This is a genomic window from Streptomyces sp. NBC_00459 (genome assembly GCF_036013955.1).
GTDB lineage: Bacteria > Actinomycetota > Actinomycetes > Streptomycetales > Streptomycetaceae > Streptomyces.
This window is the reverse complement of the sequence record NZ_CP107903.1, coordinates 3188970-3207944: the sequence shown is the minus strand read 5'-3', so window position 1 is coordinate 3207944 and position 18975 is coordinate 3188970. Positions and strand designations below refer to the sequence as shown.

The window sequence follows — 18975 nt, the reverse complement described above, 5'->3', positions numbered from 1 at the left end:
CGACCGTGTACTCGTATGCCTCATACGTCCGTGTCCCGCACGCGTACTGAGAGGCGGAGGCAGCACCAGTGACCAACATTCCCGAGACCGGCCGGACGCCACGCGTCCAGATCCGTCTCGTCGTCATCCAGATCCTCGTCCTCTCCCTCCTCGGTACCCTCGGCGGCCGCCTGTGGTACCTCCAGATCCGCGAGGGGGACGCCTACGCCAAGGAGGCGTCCGGCAACCATGTCCAGCAGGTCGTGCAGCCCGCCGTACGCGGGTCGATCCTCGACGCGCGCGGGGTGCCGATCGCGGACAACGAGACACGCCTCGTCGTCTCCGCCTCCCGCACCGAGCTGCTGAAGATGAAGGACGACGGTGACGCCGTCCTCACCAAGCTCGCCGGGGTCCTGGGCATGAAGCCCAAGGACGTCAAGGACAAGGTCAGGCTGTGCGACGCCAAGACGCCCCAGCCCTGCTGGAACGGCTCGCCCTACCAGCCGATCCCCATCACCGACGAGGCCACCGCCCGCCAGGCCCTCCAGATCCGCGAGCGCTCCGAGGACTTCCCCGGCATCACCGCCGAGCCCGAGGCAGTGCGCCGCTACGCGGGCCCCGGCGGCTCCAACACCGCCCAGGTCCTCGGCTACCTCTCCCCGGTCACCGACGAGGAGATCACCAAGGCGCAGAACACCGACTCGCCCTACCTCCGCTCCGACCAGGTCGGCCGCTCCGGTCTTGAACGGGAGTACGACAAGGAGCTGCGCGGCAAGGCCGGCGTCACCCGCTACGAGGTCGACAACCTCGGCCGCGTCATCGGCACCGCCGAGGCGGACCCCGCCCAGTCCGGCTCCAACCTCGTCACCAGCATCGACGCCCGGGTCCAGCGGGTCGCCGAGTACGAGCTGAACGACGCGATGAAGAAAGCCCGCGACGACTACGACGACAACACCAGCGAGAACTACAAGGCCGACGCGGGCGCGGTCGTCGTCATGGAGGCCAAGACGGGCCGGGTCGTCGCCATGGCGTCCAACCCGACGTACGACCCGAACGCCTGGGTCGGCGGCATCTCCGCCAAGGACTACGCCAAGCTGACCGGCAAGAACTCCAACTACCCGCTGCTCAACCGGGCGATCCAGGGCCAGGCGGCCCCCGGCTCGATCTTCAAGGCCATCTCCACCTCGGCCGCCGTCAACGCGGGCTACCCCTTCGACGGGCGCTACGACTGCTCCAGCTCGTACTCGATCGGCGGCCAGGTCTTCAAGAACTACGAGTCCAAGGGGTACGGCCCGATCAGCCTCGGCCGCGCCATCGAGGTCTCCTGCGACACCGTCTTCTACCGCCTCGCCCACGAGGAATGGGCGAAGGACGGCGGTCTGAAGCCGAACAAGAACGCGAAGAACTGGTTCTACACCACCGCCCACAAGTTCGGCCTGGGCGCAGTGACCGGCATCGACCTGCCGAACGAGGTCGCCGGCCGCGTCCCGGACCGCAAGTGGAAGCAGGAGTACTGGAAGGCCAACAAGGCCTCCTGGTGCAAGTACGGCAAGAAGGGCGGCTCGTACGCCCAGCAGATCGCGTACGAGAACTGCCTCGAAGGCAACCTGATGCGCGCCGGTGACTCCGTCAACTACTCGATCGGGCAGGGCGACATCCTCGTCACGCCGATACAGATGGCGACGATCTACTCGGCGATCTCCAACGGCGGCACCCTGTACGACCCGACGGTCGGCAAGGCGATCGTCAGCGCCGACGGCAGGTCCGTGCAGGCGATCGCGCCCAAGTCGCACGGCAGACTGCCGATCAGCAAGGCGACCCTGAAGGACATAGACGGTGCCTTCGAGGGAGTCGTCACCCGCGGTTCGGCCGCCTGGCGGTTCGGCGGCTGGCCGCAGGACAAGATCCCGATGCACGCCAAGACGGGTACGGCCGAGGTCTACGGCAAGCAGACCACCTCGTGGTTCGCGACGTACACCAAGGACTACACGATCGTCATGACGATCTCCCAGGGTGGTACGGGTTCCGGAGCCTCCGGTCCGGCCGTCCGCAAGATATACGAGGCTCTGTACGGGGTCTCCCCGGACGGCAAGATCGACAACAGCAAGGCGCTGCTGCCCACCCCGCAGAAGAGCCTGCCGAAGATCGAGTCGGACGGTTCGATCGACGCCCCGAAGATCAAGCCGTACGTGCCGCCGAAGGAGGCCACCGAGGAGACGCTCGCTCTCGCGGGCGGCCAGCTCCCGCCGGCCACGGTCGCGTCCGAACGGACGGGCACCAACCGGGCCCACCGCCGGCGCGGGCGGAGTACGAGGAGGAGGACCTCATGACCGGCGGGAACACCTTCTCCGTCTCCGGCTACGGCCCCGAACGCTCGTCCCTGTCCCGTCTGCTGGCCCGCGACTCGCTGGCCCGCAGACTGGACTGGCCGATACTGCTGTCCGCACTCGCGCTGTCCTTCATGGGCGCGATCCTGGTCTACTCGGCGACCCGCAACCGCACCGAGATCAACCAGGGCGACCAGTACTACTTCCTGATCAGGCACCTCATGAACACCGGCATCGGGTTCTGTCTGATGATGGGCACGGTCTGGCTCGGCCACCGCAACCTGCGCAACGCCGTGCCGATCCTGTACGGCCTCTCGGTCTTCCTGATCCTCATGGTGCTGACCCCGCTCGGCGCGACGGTCAACGGCGCCCACGCGTGGATCGTGCTCGGCGGCGGCTTCTCGCTCCAGCCCTCGGAGTTCGTGAAGATCACGATCATCCTGGGGATGGCGATGCTCCTGGCCGCCCGGGTCGACGCGGGCGACAAGCTCTACCCCGACCACCGCACGGTCCTCCAGGCGCTGGGGCTGGCCGCCGTACCGATGATGATCGTCATGCTGATGCCCGACCTCGGGTCGGTCATGGTCATGGTCATCATCGTGCTCGGTGTGCTGCTCGCCTCCGGCGCCTCCAACCGCTGGATCTTCGGTCTGCTCGGCACGGGCGCCCTCGGCGCGGTCCTGATCTGGCAGCTCGGTGTGCTGGACGAGTACCAGATCAACCGCTTCGCCGCCTTCGCCAACCCGGAGCTGGACCCCTCCGGGGTCGGCTACAACACCAACCAGGCGAGGATCGCGATCGGGTCCGGCGGCCTCACCGGAACCGGGCTGTTCCACGGCTCCCAGACCACGGGCCAGTTCGTCCCGGAGCAGCAGACCGACTTCGTGTTCACGGTCGCGGGGGAGGAGCTCGGCTTCGTCGGCGCGGGCCTGATCATCGTGCTCCTGGGCGTCGTCCTGTGGCGCGCCTGCCGTATCGCCCGGGAGACGACCGAGCTGTACGGCACGATCGTCGCCGCCGGGATCATCGCGTGGTTCGCCTTCCAGGCGTTCGAGAACATCGGGATGACCCTGGGAATCATGCCGGTCGCCGGTCTGCCACTGCCCTTCGTGTCGTACGGAGGATCGTCGATGTTCGCCGTGTGGGTGGCGGTGGGGCTGTTGCAGTCGATCAGGGTGCAGCGACCCATGTCGGCCTAGATCAGCCCCAAGAGGTGCAGGCACGCACCTCGGGGGCTGCCCTCGTCGCCGAATCGTGACTAGATTCAATTCATGGCGGACACAAAGCGGGAAATCGAGCGAAAGTACGAATCCGACGACAGCGGACTGCCCGACCTGACGGGCGTCGCCGTCGTCGCGGACGTCATCGACAAGGGCACCGCCGAACTGGACGCGACCTACTACGACACCTCGGACCTGCGCCTGGCCGCCGCGTCGGTCACGCTGCGCCGCCGCACCGGCGGCTCCGACGCCGGCTGGCACCTGAAACTCCCGGTCGCCCCGGGAATCCGGGACGAGATCCAGGTACCGCTCTCCGACACCGTCCCCGACGAACTCACCGGCCTGGTCCGCGCCCGGATCCGCGAGGGCCAGCTCGTCCCCGTGGTGCGGCTGCGCTCCACACGGGACCTGCGCGACCTCGTCGACGCCGACGGCCGGCAACTGGCCGAGGTCAGCGTGGACACCGTACGGGCGGACCGGCTGTTCGGCGGCGAGGGCACCGCCCAGTGGACCGAGATCGAGGTCGAGCTCGCCGACGGCGGAAACCCCGCCATCCTGGACAAGGTGGAGAAACGCCTGCGCAAGGCGGGTGTACGGCCGTCGAAGTCCACGTCGAAACTGGCCCGGGCGCTGGCGGAGACCAAGGGCGGACACCCGCGCCCGAAGGACGAACCCGCCGAGCCCGTCACCGCCGGCGACCACGTCCTGGCCTACGTCCGCGCCCAGCGGGACGCCATCCTCGACCTCGACCCGGCCGTGCGCCAGGACGCCGAGGAGTCCGTGCACGACATGCGGGTCGCCACCCGCCGTCTGCGCAGCACCTTCAAGTCCTTCCGCACGGTCCTCGACCGGAAGGTCACCGACCCGATCGGCGACGAGCTGAAGTGGCTCGCCGCCGAGCTGGGTGTGGGCCGAGACCACGAGGTACTGGCCGAACGACTGGGCACGGTCCTGGACGAACTGGCCCCCACCCTCCTCCACGGCCCCGTCCGGGACCGGCTGGGCGCCTGGTCCAAGGCCGAGTACGGAGGAGCGCGCCGCCGACTGCTCGGCGTGCTGGACTCGGCGCGCTATCTGGCGCTCCTCGACACCCTGGACGCGGTGGTCGCCGAGCCCCCGGTGCTCAAGGCGGCGGCGAAGACACCGTCCAAGGTGCTCGCCGAGGCCGTACGCAAGGACTTCGCGAAGGTGTCAGCGCTGGTCGGGGAGGCCATGGAACAGCCGTCCGGCGCCGACCGTGACCTCGGCCTGCACGAGGCCCGCAAGAAGGTCAAGCGCACCCGCTACGCGGCCGAGACGGCGACCCCCGCCCTCGGTGGCCCGGCCAAGGCGCTCGCCAGGTCGATGAAGTCCCTCCAGGGCCTGCTCGGCGACCACCAGGACAGCGTCATGGTCCGCACCACCCTGGGCGAGCTGTCCGCCGTGGCACACGCGGCGGGGGAGGACACCTTCACGTACGGGCTGCTGTACGGGCGCGAGGAACGGCGGGCCGCGAGGGTGGAGGAGACGCTGCCGGAGGAGTGGAAGGCGATCAAGGCGGCGATGGAGGTCTAGCGGTATTGCCCTGTGTGGTCGGCGCCGGATTTCTGGCGGGCGGGGGAGTCCTCCGGGCGGGTTACGCTTGGTGGTCATCCCCGTCAGCTCACGAAGGTTACGCCGCGATGCCTGTCGAGTCGGTTTTCCCGCAGCTCGAAGCTCTGCTCCCGCACGTGCAGAAGCCGATCCAGTACGTCGGCGGTGAGCTGAACTCCACGGTCAAGCCCTGGGACTCCTGCGACGTCCGCTGGGCGCTCATGTACCCGGACGCGTACGAGGTCGGACTGCCCAACCAGGGCGTCATGATCCTCTACGAGGTGCTGAACGAGCGCGAGGGCGTCCTCGCCGAGCGCACGTACAGCGTCTGGCCCGACCTTGAGGCGCTGATGCGGGAGCACGGCGTCCCGCAGTTCACGGTCGACGGTCACCGGCCCGTGAAGGGCTTCGACGTGTTCGGGCTGTCCTTCTCCACGGAGCTGGGCTACACGAACATGCTGACGGCGCTGGACCTGGCGGGCATCCCGCTGGAGTCCAAGGACCGCGGCCTGGACGACCCGATCGTGCTGGCCGGCGGCCACGCGGCCTTCAACCCGGAACCGATCGCGGACTTCATCGACGCGGCGATCATCGGCGACGGCGAACAGGCCGTCCTCGACATGACGGAGATCATCCGCGCCTGGAAGGCGGAGGGCCGCCCGGGCGGTCGCGAGGAGGTCCTGTTCCGCCTCGCGAAGACCGGCAGCGTCTACATCCCGGCGTTCTACGACGTGGAGTACCTGGCGGACGGCCGGATCGCCCGCGTCGTGCCGAACAGGTCCGGTGTCCCGTGGCGGGTCAGCAAGCACACGGTCATGGACCTCGACGAGTGGCCCTACCCCAAGCAGCCCCTGGTCCCGCTCGCGGAGACCGTCCACGAGCGGATGTCGGTCGAGATCTTCCGCGGCTGCACGCGCGGCTGCCGCTTCTGCCAGGCCGGCATGATCACGCGCCCGGTGCGGGAGCGGTCGATCACGGGCATCGGCGAGATGGTGGACCGCGGCCTGAAGGCGACCGGCTTCGAGGAGGTCGGCCTTCTCTCCCTGTCCTCGGCGGACCACTCGGAGATCGGCGACATCGCGAAGGGGCTCGCGGACCGCTACACGGAGGACAAGATCGGCCTGTCGCTCCCCTCCACCCGCGTGGACGCCTTCAACGTCGACCTCGCCAACGAGCTGACCAGGAACGGCCGCAGGTCCGGTCTGACGTTCGCGCCCGAGGGCGGCAGCGAGCGCATGCGCAAGGTCATCAACAAGATGGTGTCCGAGGAGGACCTCATCCGGACCGTCTCCACGGCGTACGGCAACGGCTGGCGCCAGGTGAAGCTGTACTTCATGTGCGGTCTGCCGACGGAGACCGACGAGGACGTCCTCCAGATCGCCGACATGGCGATGAACGTGATCGCCGAGGGCCGCAAGGTCTCCGGCCAGAACGACATCCGCTGCACGGTCTCGATCGGCGGCTTCGTGCCCAAGCCGCACACCCCGTTCCAGTGGGCCCCGCAGCTCTCCGCCGAGGAGACTGACGCGCGCCTGACGAAGCTCCGGGACAAGATCCGCGGCGACAAGAAGTACGGCCGCTCGATCGGCTTCCGCTACCACGACGGCAAGCCCGGCATCGTCGAGGGCCTGCTGTCACGCGGCGACCGGCGTATCGGTGCGGTGATCCGCGCGGTGTACGAGGACGGCGGCCGCTTCGACGGCTGGCGCGAGTACTTCTCGTACGACCGCTGGATGGCCTGTGCGGAGAAGACGTTGCCCGACTTCGGGGTGGACGTCGACTGGTACACGACGCGTGAACGCACGTACGAGGAGGTCCTGCCCTGGGATCACCTCGACTCGGGCCTCGACAAGGACTGGCTGTGGGAGGACTGGCAGGACTCCCTCGACGAGACAGAGGTCGAGGACTGCCGGTGGACACCGTGCTTCGACTGTGGGGTGTGCCCGCAGATGGACACTTCCATCCAAATCGGACCTACGGGTGTCAAGCTGTTGCCACTGACGGTGAAGTAGTGGCCTGAGGTGCCGCAAGGGGTGTCCGGTGGGTCGATGACCCTTCGGACACCCCTTTGCGTGTGGTCGTTACGGGACCACGGTTCCGCCGTTGACGGCGTTGGGGGCCGGGCGCCTGTTCATCTCGGCCCAGGGGTTGCCGGCGTTGGTGCCGCACTGCAGGATCGCCGGGTCGGGGCCGTTGTTGTCGAACTGGCAGGTGAGTTCGTAGACCCGGCCTGTTGTGGTGATCAGGCCGAACTGGATCCCGCCCGACGCCTGGTGCTCGCCTACGGAGGCACCGCACGGCACGCCCGCCGCGCCGCCCGCGGGGTAGCCGTCGTGGGTGCTGAGGTCGGTCCACAGCATGGGGTTGGCGGTGCTGCCCGTCAGGTCGCGGATGCCCGCGTAGAAGCGTCCGTCGGCCGTCAACGCGGCCTGGTACTCGACGTTGCCCTGAGGGTGGTAGGTGTCGACCTCGGAGCAGGGGCCCGGGGCGCCGGTCGCGCCCGTAGCGCCCGTGGGGCCGGTGGCACCCGTCGCACCTGTGGCACCTGTGGCGCCTGTGGCGCCCGTGGCGCCTGTCGCTCCAGTGGGTCCCGTAGCGCCCGTGGGGCCGGTGGCACCCGTCGCACCTGTGGCACCTGTGGCGCCCGTGGCGCCTGTCGCTCCAGTGGGTCCCGTCGGGCCGGTTGGGCCCGTGGCACCGTCGGCGGGTCCCGTCGGTCCCGTCGGTCCGGTTGGTCCGGTCGGACCCGTCGGACCCGTCGGACCCGTCGGGCCGGTCGGGCCCTGGCACTTGTCCTTGCCGCCCTGGGCGGTCGAGGCGGCGCGGTGCTTGGAGGGCTGCTTCTTGCACTTGTCCTTGTCGCCGCCGCTGTAGTGGCTCGCTCGGGCGGTGTGGTCGCCCACGCTGCGCGCTGCGGCCGTCGCCGGGGCGGCCACGCTCGCGGCCAGGACCAGTGCGAGTGAGGCCACCATTCCGGCCTTCTTGAACCTGTCCCGTGCCAGCGGCCCGAGAAGCGAACGCGTCCTGTTTTCAGGACTCATCGGTGTGCTCCTTGCGTCGACTTGCCTTGACTTGCCTCGACCGGTTCGGGATGTCCCGAACACGAAGGGGAGCTTTACCGGAGTGGGGTGCGCGGAGCCGCAGTGCGGACGGAAAGTCGTGCGTTTATCAACGTATAGGACTAATCGGTGCATTCGGATGGGTTACACGTCGGCACCGTGAATGCAGACCCGCTGGCGGACGGGCCCCCGTGGTGCCCCGGGCCGTCCGCCCGCCGTCAAGGTGGGGAGCAGACCACCATGACGAGCGTGAACGAGGCGTGGAAGGGCCCGTGGGCGAGACCGGCGAACCATGCCTCGCCCCGCGTCCGGTCGATGTGGCCCTCCGCGATGGCCTGCTGCATGTTGCGACCCAGTCCCAGGGTGTGGTCACCGTGCGCGAAGTCGGTGAAGAGCGGAGCGCTGGTGATCGTCGTCTCGATGCGGAAGCCGGCCTGGACCGCCAGGCGGGCGAGGCCGCGGCCGACAGTGGCGTGACGGACCACCCTCTCGGTCGTGTAGCGGGTGAACGCGCGGCTCGTCTCCAGGTCCTCCGAGTCCACCGCCAGAGTGTCCCAGTCGGGCTCCACCAGGCCTACCAGGGCACCGGGGCGGGTGGCGGTGTGCAGTTGGGCCAGCACGTCGGCGGGGGACCGCACATGCATGAGGACTCGGTCGATCTTGGCGCGGTCCACTGTCCCGGGGGCGACGGGCAGGGCATGGGCGTCCGCCTCCCGGATCTCCACGGTGTCCACGGCGGCGGTGCGTTCGCGGGCCGTCGCCAGCATCGTCGGGTCCTGGTCCACCCCGATCACCCGGCCGCTCGCGCCGACCCGTTCCGCGAGGGCGGGCAGGTCGGTGCCGGGGCCGCAGCCCACATCGAGGACGGTGTGGCCCGGGCGGAGGTCCAGTAGGTCGAGCAGTCGCCGCTTGTACGTCCGGCCGGCGTCCTCGGACGCGGCGCGCAGCATGTAGGTCGCCTGGTCGGGCGTGGGTACACCGAGAGTGTTCGACATGGGTGTCAGTCAAACAGCCGCGCGCCGGGCGCCAAGTGGGTTCAGCGGGGTTGCAGTCGGCAGGTGTGCGTGAGGAGGTTGCCCAACAGGCCATCCGTGTCACCCGGCTTGCAGGCCCGCGCCACGCCGGTGAGGCCGCCGTTGTCGTGGCGGAGGTGGAATGACAGGGCCGGGCTGTTGATCCGGGCGTCCGCGGTGGGGAGTTGCAGGGGGAAGGTCGCCTGGAGTGCCCAGGCCCTCGATGCGCTCGCCCGGGCTTCCGCGCTCTCGCCGTTCAGGTGCAGGTGGGCCCGGTCGTCCTCCGGGGAGAGCGTCAGCGACAGCGGGATGTCTCCCTCCGGGGTGTTGATCGAGCCCCGCCAGTGGGGCGTCGGGAGCCGCAGAGGGCGTACGGGGTCGGCCGCGAAGGGGTTGATCGACTCGGGGGAGAAGCCGGGGACGAGCCTGTCGAGGATGTGGTGGGTGACCTTGTCGCGGGCCGTCTTGTCGGTGCTGTTGGTCAGTACCGACACCGACAACTGCTGCTCGGGCACGGTCACGACGATCGCCGCCACTCCGCCCATACCGCCGCCGTGGCTCTGCACCAGGGGACCGGCACCGCGCGAAAGGCACCAGCCGAGCCCGTATCCGAGGCTCGGGTTGACCGGACTCGCCTCGCGGACCGCCGTCGCCGTCTCCGGTTTCAGCAGACGGTCGTACGACTGGGCGAAGAGCGCCAGTTGGGCGGCCGGGGCCCAGCCCAGGGTCGCGCCGGGGTGACTGGTGTCGCAGTACGGCGGGTAGGCGCGGCCGTCGGTCGTGTAGCGCGTCGCCCGGGGAGCCGGGCCGGGGTGGACGGGGCCCAGGTGGAGGTCGGATAGATCCAGGGGCTCGAACACCCGCTCCCGTACGAAGTCCGCGAGATCCCGGCCTGTCGCCGCTTCCAGCAGCCGGCCCAGGGCCCGGTAGCCGAGGTTGGCGTACTCGAAGGCGGTGTCCGGGGGGCGGTGAAGGAACGCGTACGGGGTCGCGTCGATCCGGTCGCCGCTCCCGGGGCCCGCACAGTGGACGTCGTAGTGGAAGTCGTAGTGGGCACCGAAGCCGCCACGGTGCCGGAGGAGTTGGCGGACGGTCGGGTCCGGCCACCCGTGGTCGTCCGGTACGGGTACGGGGGCGTCCAGATCCAGCAGGCCCTCGTCGGCCGCGACGCAGATCGCCGTCGCGGTCATGGGCTTGGTGATCGAGGCCAGGGCGTAGGCCGTTCCGGAGGTGGCCGGGCGGGCCGCGGTGACGTCCGCGAGGCCGTATGCCTCGGCCAGGACCACTTCGCCGTGTTCGACGACGGCCACCGAGACGGACGGGCAGTCGTGCTCGTCCAGGGTCGAAGTGCAGTACTCGGCCAGCCCGTTCAGCGCGTTCGGCATCCGGGCATTCTGGCAGCACTCAAGTCGTAGGTTTACGGTCGATGTCCCTCATCCTGATCACTTTTCGGGTACACCGCATCCGGACAGGGGGTTGGTGCGTCTACGTCGGTATGGATCTGGAGAAACCGGCCGCCGAGGCACGGCAGCCCGAGCGGCAGCCCGAAGGGTGTCTCGTCGTCGCGATTCGCATCCCGGTGCGCATCGTGGTGCTTGTGCTGGTCGTGCCGGTGCGCATGGTGTGGGACGGGCTCGTCGCCGGCGGGCGCCTTCTGAAGGACGCCGTGCTGCGACCCCTCGGGCGGGCGCTGGCCTGGGTCGCGCGGGCCGTCTTCGTCTGGCCGTTCGTCGGGCTGTGGCGGTACGTCGTCGTGCCCCTCGCCAAGGCGCTCGGCTGGCTCGGGAACGTCCTCGTCGTCGTCCCGCTCGTGTGGCTCTTCCGGCATGTACTGACGCCTCTCGGCCAGGGGATCGTCTGGGTGCTCCGGGGGATCGGTGCCGGGCTCGGGTGGATCTACGCGCGCGTGCTGACGCCTGTGGGGCACGGGGTGCTGTGGGTGTTCCGGGGGATCGGTGCCGGGCTCGGGTGGATCTACGCGCGCGTGCTCACGCCTGCGGGACACGGGGTGCTGTGGGTGCTCAGGGGGCTCGGGGCGGCGATCGCCGCCGTCGGGCTCGGGGTGTACGGCGTCGTCGCGTGGCTCGTGCGGTACCTGGTCGTCGTACCCGCCCAGTGGCTGTACGCGTGGGTCCTCACGCCGGTCGGGAGGGCGATCGCCTGGTGTGCCCGGGGGATCGGATGGCTCGGCGGCATGGTGATCGCCGGGGTCGGGTGGCTGGTCGCCATGGTGATCACCGGGATCGGGTTCGTTCTCCACTGGGTGCTGCGCCTGCTCCTCGTGCTTCCGGCGCTCGCGCTGTGGCGCTGGGTCCTGACGCCCGTGGGACGGCTCCTCGTCGTGATCGGGCGCGAGGTCGGTGCCGCGCTCGGGCATGCCTGGCGCATCGCCGGGCACATCTCGCTCACCGTCGGACGGTTCCTGGGGACCCTCCTTCGGTGGATCTTCGTGGAGCCCGTGCGCTGGGCGTACCGGTCCGTGCTGACGCCCGTCGGCCACGTCGTACGGGACGCCGTTCTGCGGCCCGCCGCCGAGGCCGCGCGCAGTGTGGGCAGGGTCACCAGGCAGGCGCTGGCCGCGGCGCGCGACTCGGCACGGCAGGCGCGCGCCGACTTCCGCCGGATGCTCTTCGGGGACTCGGGCAAGGAGCGTCCGCAAGCGGTCCCGGTGCCCCGGCGGGAACCAGGAAGCGCCGACGGACGTACTCTTGGTAGCAGTAAGACCGTACTCACGAAGGACTGAGCGACACTGGGCAAGCGACAGCCCGAAGGCCCGCCGCCCGCACCCGCGGTGCAGCGCATCCGACTGCGCTACACCAAGCGTGGCCGCCTCCGGTTCACCAGCCACCGTGATTTCCAGCGCGCTTTCGAGCGTGCCCTGCGCCGTGCCGAGGTGCCTATGGCGTACTCGGCGGGGTTCACGCCGCATCCGAAGGTGTCGTACGCCAATGCCGCAGCCACCGGCACGGGCAGTGAGGCGGAGTACCTGGAGATCGCGCTCACCGAAGCGCGCGATCCCGACAAGCTGCGTGAGCTGCTCGACGAGTCGCTGCCCACCGGGCTCGACATCGTCGACGCGGTCGAGGCCCGGACCTCCGGGCTCGCCGACCGGCTCACGGCTTCCGTATGGGAGCTGCGTCTGGAGGGTGTGGCGCCCGAGGACGCGCGCCGCGCCGTCGACATCTTCAACGCCGCCGAGACCGTCGAGGTCCAGCGCCTCGCCAAGAACGGCATGAGAACCTTCGATGCCCGAGGTCCGGTCGAGGGCCTTGAGGCATGTGAAGCAGGCGTTGGGACAGGTGCGGAGACACGTGTTGAGACGCACAGTCCACAGGCTGATAGGCCGACGGACCAGCCCTGTGCGATACTGCGGCTGGTTGTTCGGCACGTGACGCCTGCTGTTCGACCCGACGACGTTCTGTCCGGTCTTCGCGCCGTGGCCGACCTGGCGCCGCCGGTCCCCGTAGGGGTGACCAGGCTGGCGCAGGGGCTGTTCGATGAAGAGACCGGCACGGTGACCGACCCGCTCGCGCCCGACCGCGAGGCAGCGGTGGCCCTCTCCATGGCCACTCCGACTGCCGCCGCGTCGCAGGCACCGGCGTAAGGAAGGTCCCGCGAAGGGACGCACGTCGTAGCGCCGCCCTCGGACTCGGGAGCCACCTGGGTCGGGCAGCGCACCGACCACAAGACTTTCGCCAGGCCGTACGCAACATGGCTTACGGAACCGGCGAGACAGGACACAGAGAGCTCCCGTGCGGCGCCCGCGCCCCGGACGGCGGCACCGCGCAGTGCGCGAGCCGCGGACGTCACCGGCACCCAAGCCGGACCAGGTGCGCGGCGCCCGGGAGCCTGACGGGAGAACCGCCCGCATGCTCGAACCGACCGAGACCGCTTCGGAGCCCACTGAGGGTTCCGCACACGACACCCCCAGCGACACCCTGCCGCCGCGCCGTCGGCGCCGCGCGGCGTCCCGCCCCGCGGGACCGCCTGTCGCCGGGGCCGATGCCGCCGCTGTGGCCGAGACCACAGCGCCGGCCATACCGGCCGCAGAGGCCGACAGGGCCACAGAGATCGACCAGCCCGCCGGGAACGCCGAGGACGAGGCAGCGCCCGCTCCTCGTACGCGTCGTCGGGCCACCCGACGCGCGTCCGCGCCCGCCGGTGCGCCTGCCGCGACCGCCGTATCCGCCCCGACTGCCGAGGAGAGCGGCGAGCAGGGCGAGAAGAGCGACGAGGAGAGTGTGGCCGCCGAGGCCCCCGCCGTCGTGGAGGAGGCCGCGCCTGCTCCACGTGCCCGTCGTCGGGCCACCCGCCGGGTCGCCACGCCCGCCGCCGAGACCGAGGCCGTCGCCCCGGAGGCTCCCGCTCCCGCCCCGGTGGAAGAGGCACCCGCGCCTGTCGCAGAGGTTGCGGAGACCACCGAGGCCGAGGTGGCGGCTGAGCCTGAGACCGCTGACGCCGAGGACGCCGCGCCGCGTCGTGGGCGTCGCCGGGTCGCCCGTAAGGCCGCCGTCGGGTTCTCCGCGCCCGCGCCCGCCGTCAAGAACGGCGAGAGCGAGGGTGGGCGGCGTCCTGCGCGTCCCGCGGTCGCCGTGTTCCAGGCGCCCGTCTTCACCGAGCCGATGTTCCAGACCGCCGAGCGGGCCGCCGCAGCGGCTGCAGCCGAGGCGGCCGACGAAGTCGAAGAAGCAGAAATTCAGGAAGAGGCCGTCGAGGCCGCTCCGGTCGCCGAGACCGTCGTCGAGGAGCAGGCGCCGCGCCGTCGGCGCCGTCGCCGGGGCGGCGACGAGGAGCCCGTGGCCGCCGCGCCCGTCGTGGTCGAGGAGCCGGAGGAGGCCGAAGGTGTCGACGACGCCTACGAGTCCACCGGCGACGCCGACACCGATGACGACGACGGCGAGGAGGGCCCCGGTTCGCGCCGGCGCCGCCGCCGCGGTGGCCGTCGTAGGCGCCGGGGCGAGTCCGCCGACTCCGACAGCGACTCGGGTGACGACGACTACACCGGTGAGCAGGCCGCGCGAGCCGAAGAGGACACCGCGGACGCCGCCGACCAGGTGGACGAGGACGCCGAGGAGGACGAGCGCGACGAGCAGGGCGGTTCCGGTTCCGCCAGCAGCCGTCGTCGGCGCCGTCGCCGGCGTCGTGCCGGTGACTCCTCCGGCGAGAGCGAGCCGGTGCTCGCCGACGGCGACCCCGAGCGCACGATCGTCAAGGTCCGTGAGCCGCGCGCCAAGCGTGACGAGCACCCGAGCGACGAGGTGCAGTCCATCAAGGGCTCCACGCGCCTGGAGGCCAAGAAGCAGCGCCGCCGGGAAGGCCGTGAGCAGGGGCGCCGACGCGTTCCGATCATCACCGAGGCCGAGTTCCTGGCCCGCCGCGAGGCCGTCGAACGCGTGATGGTCGTACGCCAGTACGGCGACCGCACCCAGATCGGTGTTCTTGAGGACAACGTGCTCGTCGAGCACTACGTCAACAAGGAGCAGTCGACCTCTTACGTCGGCAACGTCTACCTGGGCAAGGTCCAGAACGTGCTGCCCTCCATGGAGGCCGCGTTCATCGACATCGGCAAGGGGCGCAACGCCGTCCTGTACGCCGGTGAGGTCAACTTCGAGGCGCTGGGCATGGCCCACGGGCCGCGGCGCATCGAGAGCGCGCTGAAGTCCGGCCAGCCGGTGCTCGTGCAGGTCACGAAGGACCCGATCGGCCACAAGGGCGCCCGCCTCACGAGCCAGGTCTCGCTTCCCGGCCGCTACCTGGTCTACGTCCCCGAGGGGTCGATGACCGGTATCAGCCGCAAGCTGCCCGACACCGAGCGCGCGCGTCTGAAGACCATCCTCAAGAAGATCGTCCCCGAGGACGCGGGCGTCATCGTGCGCACCGCCGCCGAGGGCGCGAGCGAGGACGAGCTGCGCCGTGACGTCGAGAGGCTCCAGGCGCAGTGGGAGGACATCCAGAAGAAGTCGAAGAGCGGCAACGCGCCGACTCTGCTGTACGGCGAGCCGGACATGACCGTCCGCGTCGTGCGCGACATCTTCAACGAGGACTTCACCAAGGTCATCGTCAGCGGTGACGAGGCCTGGCAGACCATCCAGGGTTACGTGTCCCACGTGGCCCCGGACCTGGTCGACCGGCTGTCGAAGTGGACCTCCGAGGTCGACGTCTTCGCGACGTACCGCATCGACGAGCAGCTCGCCAAGGCGCTGGACCGCAAGGTGTGGCTGCCCAGCGGTGGTTCGCTGGTGATCGACAAGACCGAGGCGATGATCGTCGTCGACGTCAACACCGGCAAGTTCACCGGCCAGGGCGGCAACCTGGAGGAGACGGTCACCAGGAACAACCTGGAGGCGGCCGAGGAGATCGTGCGCCAGCTGCGGCTGCGTGACCTGGGCGGCATCGTCGTCATCGACTTCATCGACATGGTCCTGGAGTCGAACCGGGATCTCGTGCTGCGGCGCCTGCTGGAGTGCCTGGGCCGCGACCGTACGAAGCACCAGGTGGCGGAGGTCACCTCGCTGGGCCTGGTCCAGATGACCCGTAAGCGGGTCGGACAGGGCCTCCTGGAGTCCTTCTCCGAGACCTGCGTCCACTGCAACGGGCGCGGTGTCATCGTGCACATGGAGCAGCCGACCTCCAGCGGAGGCGGCGGCAAGCGCAAGAAGCGCGGCCGCGGCGGCGCCGAGCACGAGCAGGGTCTCGACCACACGCACGAGCACGATGTGCTTCTGGACGGGGCCGAGGACGAAGTCGAGGTCATCGAGGAGATCGAGACCGAGGCCGAGGTCGCAGCCGAGGTCGCTGCGCCCGTCGCGCTGTCGGCGCCCGTCTACGAGCCCGACGAGGAGCTGTACAACAGCGCTGCCGAGGCGGAGGCCGCGGCCGGCCGCGGCGGCCGTTCGAGGCGGCGTGCCGGCAGGCGGGCCTCTGCTCCGGCGGGGGCGCCCAGGACCGAGTCCCGTGGCGCTCGCGGACGTGGTGCCGAGGCCCGTACGGCCGAGTACCTCGCAGCCGAGGATTCGGTGGTCGCGGACACGGTTCCGGTCACGGTTCCCGAGGCCGTGGCTCACACCGAGCCCGTGGCTGTCGAGGATCCGGTCGTCGAGACGCCGGTTGCCGGAGCACCGGTTGCCGAGGCTCCGGTCGCGGTGCAGGACGACGCGGCCCCCAAGGGACGTACGCGTCGGCGGGCCACCCGCAAGGTGTCGGCTCCGGCCGGTTCGCCGAAGGCGGCCGACGAGGCTGTGGCCGAGACCGTGGTGACGACGATCGTCGCCGAGCCGGTTGTGGAGCCCGTGGCGGCTCCGGCTCCGGTCGAGGTCCCCGCGGACACCGCGGTGGCCGTGGCGACCGAGAGTGCGGCTCCGGCCCGGCCGCGGCGACGTGCCGTGCGCAAGGCCACCGCGCCCACCTCGTCCGCGGAGGCGGCCGTCGTGGTCGTCCCGTCGGCCACCGAGGCTCCGGCGCCTGCCGAAGCGGCCGAGGCCGAGGACGCGGTTCCCGCCAAGAAGACGGCGCGCAAGACCGCCGCCAAGAAGGCGACCACGGCCAAGAAGACCGTCGCGAAGAAGACCGCCGCGGTGAAGAAGACGGCTGCCAAGAAGACGACGACGGCCGCCAAGAAGGTCACGGCGAAGAAGACGGTGTCGAAGAAGACGGCGGCGGCGCAGCAGTCGGCGCCCGCCGGCTCGGGCACGACGGAGGACTGACCCGGTTCTTTCCGCCGCGGCCTCTGAGAGAGCTGCGAACGAAGAGGCGCGGGACACCCGGATCCGACTGGATCCCGTGTCCCGCGCCTCTTCGTTGTGCCTCCGGTTGCTGCTGCCCGGGGCGGAGAGGCGTTGGCAAACACGCCTGTTCCTGGATGAACCGGACGGAAGCCCTCCCGTTTGGCATATGTCAGAGCCTATGGAAATGACATTCCGATTCCCGTGATTCTTGTCATGACCCAGCTGTCAGGCGATCTCTTGTGTGGGCATGTCACGCGCGGCAATGATCTGGTGTCGTTTCTTTAAGCACTCTTTACTGCGGGGGCAGAACTGTGTTCACCATGCGCGGAAGGTGGCGGCACAGCGCTGCCGCAGCAGTGACAGGGACGCTGCTGGTCTGGGGACTCGGGGCCGCCGCCACGCCGGCCGTCGCCGCGGTCGCGTGTCCGTCCGGGGTCGAGTCGGACTTCAACGGGGACGGCATCCGGGACACGGCGATCGCCGACCCGGAGGCGACCGTCGGCGGGGCCGCGAAGGCCGGTGAGGTCCATGTCGTCTACGGCGGCGGCAAGGGCACCCTCACCGTCTCCCAGGAGCCGGACAACGTGCCCGGCGCACCCGAGGTCAACGACCAGTACGGCTATGCGCTGGCCGTCTACGACGCCGACCTCGACGGGTGCAGCGACCTGGTGATCGGTACGCCGTACGAGGACATGGGCACCGTGGCCGACGCCGGGTTCGTCCACCTCCTGTACGGCTCCACGAGCGGGCTGAACGCCGGTACCAAGCCGGTGAAGGAGTTCTACCAGGGCACCGACAAGCCCCTGGGCGGCGGAACCGAGACCGAGGACTGGGTCGGCTACTCGCTCGCCGCAGGCAAGACCTCCGCCGGCGCGCCGTATCTGCTGATCGGCGACCCCGGCGAGTCCATCGGCACCGTCGAGGACGCGGGCGGCTTCTACTACGTCGGCGGCACCGCGCAGACCGTCGCCTTCGTCAGCCAGAACACCGAGACCGCGGGCGCCGTGTCCGGCACGGCCGAGCAGGACGACCGCTTCGGCAGCACGCTCGCCGCTACGCCGACCCACTTCGCGGTCGGCACGCCCGGCGAGGCCCTCGGCACCGTCCCCTTTGCCGGAGGCGTCGGCTTCTTCAGCCACGCGCTCACCTCCAACTCCCCGAAGCCGCTCGGCGGCCTCGGCCAGGACCAGGACGTGATCGCCGGCGCACCCGAGGTGGACGACCAGTTCGGCGCCGCGCTCGCCATGGTGCCGTACCGGGCCTCCGGCGCCACCTCCACCACCGAGTCGCTGATCGCGGTCGGTGTGCCCGGCGAGGACCTGTCGACCACCGTCGACGCGGGCGCCGTCCAGGTGTTCAAGCTCGCCGCCAACGGCACCTTCACCGAGACCGACTGGATCGACCAGAACACGGCCGACGTGGGCCAGGAGTCCGAGGCCGGTGACTTCTTCGGCAAGCGGCTCGCCGCCGTCAACTCCTCCCCGAGCGCCACCTCCACCGCCACCACCACCCGGCTCGCGATCGGCGTTCCGGGCGAGGAGTCGGCCGAGGAGCACGCGGAGAAGGGCGGCGTCCAGATCGTCCCGCTGGTCGGCGCGCCCGGTGCCTCCGACCAGTGGATCGAGCCCGGCGACGGCATTCCCGGCACCCCCGCCTCGCGCCAGCTCGCCGGCCTCTCCCTGGGCGCCACCCCCTCGCTGCTGTACGTCGGCATGCCCTACGGCCCCGCCGAGGCCCGCGGGGTCCACGGCTTCCCCTGGAACGTGGCCTCCGGCGGCGCACCCACGGTGACGATCAAGCCCGGCGAGGGCGGCCTCCCGGCGACCGGCGTGGCCTTCGGGACGACCGTCCGCTGACGACGCCCGCGCGGCGGCCCGATCGGCTTCGAAAGGGCTGACCGGCCTTGGAAGGGGCGACCGGCCTCGGAAGGGGCGACCGGCTTCGAGACGGCCGGCCGCCGCGCCATCACCGCACCCTCAACAGCCGCGCCAGGCACGGCTTCTCATGGCAGGGCCTCCCCTTCGTGGTGACGGCCCGGTGCCTGCGGTTCCTTGACTTCCCAGACAGACATGAATCGACGG

11 protein-coding genes are annotated in these 18975 nt (G+C 70.4%); 8 read left to right on the top strand and 3 right to left on the bottom strand.

Features of this window, described 5'->3' with window-relative positions; all coding sequences use genetic code 11:
- The first annotated feature begins 68 nt into the window (after positions 1 to 68).
- From mrdA to OHN74_RS13885, 4 genes are all read left to right on the top strand, one after another.
- A complete protein-coding gene (gene mrdA, locus OHN74_RS13900; protein WP_327694881.1) occupies positions 69 to 2309 on the top strand; it encodes a penicillin-binding protein 2 in 2241 nt (746 codons plus the stop codon).
- The gene (gene rodA, locus OHN74_RS13895) at positions 2306 to 3505 is read left to right on the top strand and encodes a rod shape-determining protein RodA (RefSeq protein ID WP_327694880.1); all 1200 of its coding nucleotides are present in this window, start codon (positions 2306 to 2308) and stop codon (positions 3503 to 3505) included. The genes mrdA and rodA overlap by 4 nt, the downstream gene beginning before the upstream one ends.
- Positions 3506 to 3577: 72 nt before the next feature.
- The gene (locus OHN74_RS13890; protein WP_327694879.1) at positions 3578 to 5080 is read left to right on the top strand and encodes a CYTH and CHAD domain-containing protein; all 1503 of its coding nucleotides are present in this window, start codon (positions 3578 to 3580) and stop codon (positions 5078 to 5080) included.
- Positions 5081 to 5187: 107 nt separating this feature from the next.
- Positions 5188 to 7110 (top strand): TIGR03960 family B12-binding radical SAM protein, encoded by a 1923-nt coding sequence (locus tag OHN74_RS13885; RefSeq protein ID WP_327694878.1) that lies wholly within the window; start codon positions 5188 to 5190, stop codon positions 7108 to 7110.
- A gap of 69 nt (positions 7111 to 7179) precedes the next feature.
- Here OHN74_RS13885 and OHN74_RS13880 read toward each other — a convergent pair whose 3' ends face one another.
- The 3 genes from OHN74_RS13880 to OHN74_RS13870 form a co-directional block, all read right to left on the bottom strand.
- On the bottom strand, positions 7180 to 8139 hold the full coding sequence (locus OHN74_RS13880) for a hypothetical protein (protein ID WP_327694877.1): 960 nt from the start codon (positions 8137 to 8139) through the stop codon (positions 7180 to 7182).
- Between the two features lie 236 nt (positions 8140 to 8375).
- The gene (locus OHN74_RS13875; RefSeq protein ID WP_327694876.1) at positions 8376 to 9152 is read right to left on the bottom strand and encodes a methyltransferase domain-containing protein; all 777 of its coding nucleotides are present in this window, start codon (positions 9150 to 9152) and stop codon (positions 8376 to 8378) included.
- A 41-nt stretch (positions 9153 to 9193) separates the two neighbouring features.
- Positions 9194 to 10555: a serine hydrolase domain-containing protein gene (locus OHN74_RS13870; protein WP_327694875.1), complete on the bottom strand. Its 1362-nt coding sequence runs from the start codon at positions 10553 to 10555 to the stop codon at positions 9194 to 9196.
- Positions 10556 to 10665: 110 nt separating this feature from the next.
- Here OHN74_RS13870 and OHN74_RS13865 point away from each other — a divergent pair, with 110 nt between their 5' ends.
- The 4 genes from OHN74_RS13865 to OHN74_RS13850 all read left to right on the top strand — a co-directional run bounded on the left by OHN74_RS13865 (position 10666) and on the right by OHN74_RS13850 (position 18750).
- A complete protein-coding gene (locus OHN74_RS13865; RefSeq protein ID WP_327700114.1) occupies positions 10666 to 11913 on the top strand; it encodes a hypothetical protein in 1248 nt (415 codons plus the stop codon).
- A gap of 48 nt (positions 11914 to 11961) precedes the next feature.
- Entirely contained in the window at positions 11962 to 12774 is an 813-nt protein-coding gene (locus OHN74_RS13860; RefSeq protein WP_327694874.1) for a TIGR03936 family radical SAM-associated protein, read from the top strand.
- A 265-nt stretch (positions 12775 to 13039) separates the two neighbouring features.
- Positions 13040 to 16873 carry an Rne/Rng family ribonuclease gene (locus OHN74_RS13855; protein WP_327694873.1) on the top strand — a complete coding sequence of 1278 codons (3834 nt, stop codon included), beginning with the start codon at positions 13040 to 13042 and terminating at the stop codon, positions 16871 to 16873.
- A gap of 341 nt (positions 16874 to 17214) precedes the next feature.
- Positions 17215 to 18750, top strand: a complete 1536-nt coding sequence (locus tag OHN74_RS13850; RefSeq protein ID WP_327694872.1) for a VCBS repeat-containing protein — start codon at positions 17215 to 17217, stop codon at positions 18748 to 18750.
- Positions 18751 to 18975: the final 225 nt, after the last annotated feature.

What these genes read in the sequence shown, in the direction of transcription:
- OHN74_RS13875 (WP_327694876.1), bottom strand. Translation starts at nt 9,152, where the DNA reads ATGTCGAACACTCTCGGTGTACCCACGCCCGACCAGGCGACCTACATG.
- OHN74_RS13870 (WP_327694875.1), bottom strand. Translation starts at nt 10,555, where the DNA reads ATGCCGAACGCGCTGAACGGGCTGGCCGAGTACTGCACTTCGACCCTG.
- OHN74_RS13890 (WP_327694879.1), top strand. Translation starts at nt 3,578, where the DNA reads ATGGCGGACACAAAGCGGGAAATCGAGCGAAAGTACGAATCCGACGAC.
- OHN74_RS13880 (WP_327694877.1), bottom strand. Translation starts at nt 8,139, where the DNA reads ATGAGTCCTGAAAACAGGACGCGTTCGCTTCTCGGGCCGCTGGCACGG.
- OHN74_RS13885 (WP_327694878.1), top strand. Translation starts at nt 5,188, where the DNA reads ATGCCTGTCGAGTCGGTTTTCCCGCAGCTCGAAGCTCTGCTCCCGCAC.
- OHN74_RS13855 (WP_327694873.1), top strand. Translation starts at nt 13,040, where the DNA reads ATGCTCGAACCGACCGAGACCGCTTCGGAGCCCACTGAGGGTTCCGCA.
- rodA (WP_327694880.1), top strand. Translation starts at nt 2,306, where the DNA reads ATGACCGGCGGGAACACCTTCTCCGTCTCCGGCTACGGCCCCGAACGC.
- OHN74_RS13850 (WP_327694872.1), top strand. Translation starts at nt 17,215, where the DNA reads ATGCGCGGAAGGTGGCGGCACAGCGCTGCCGCAGCAGTGACAGGGACG.
- OHN74_RS13865 (WP_327700114.1), top strand. Translation starts at nt 10,666, where the DNA reads ATGGATCTGGAGAAACCGGCCGCCGAGGCACGGCAGCCCGAGCGGCAG.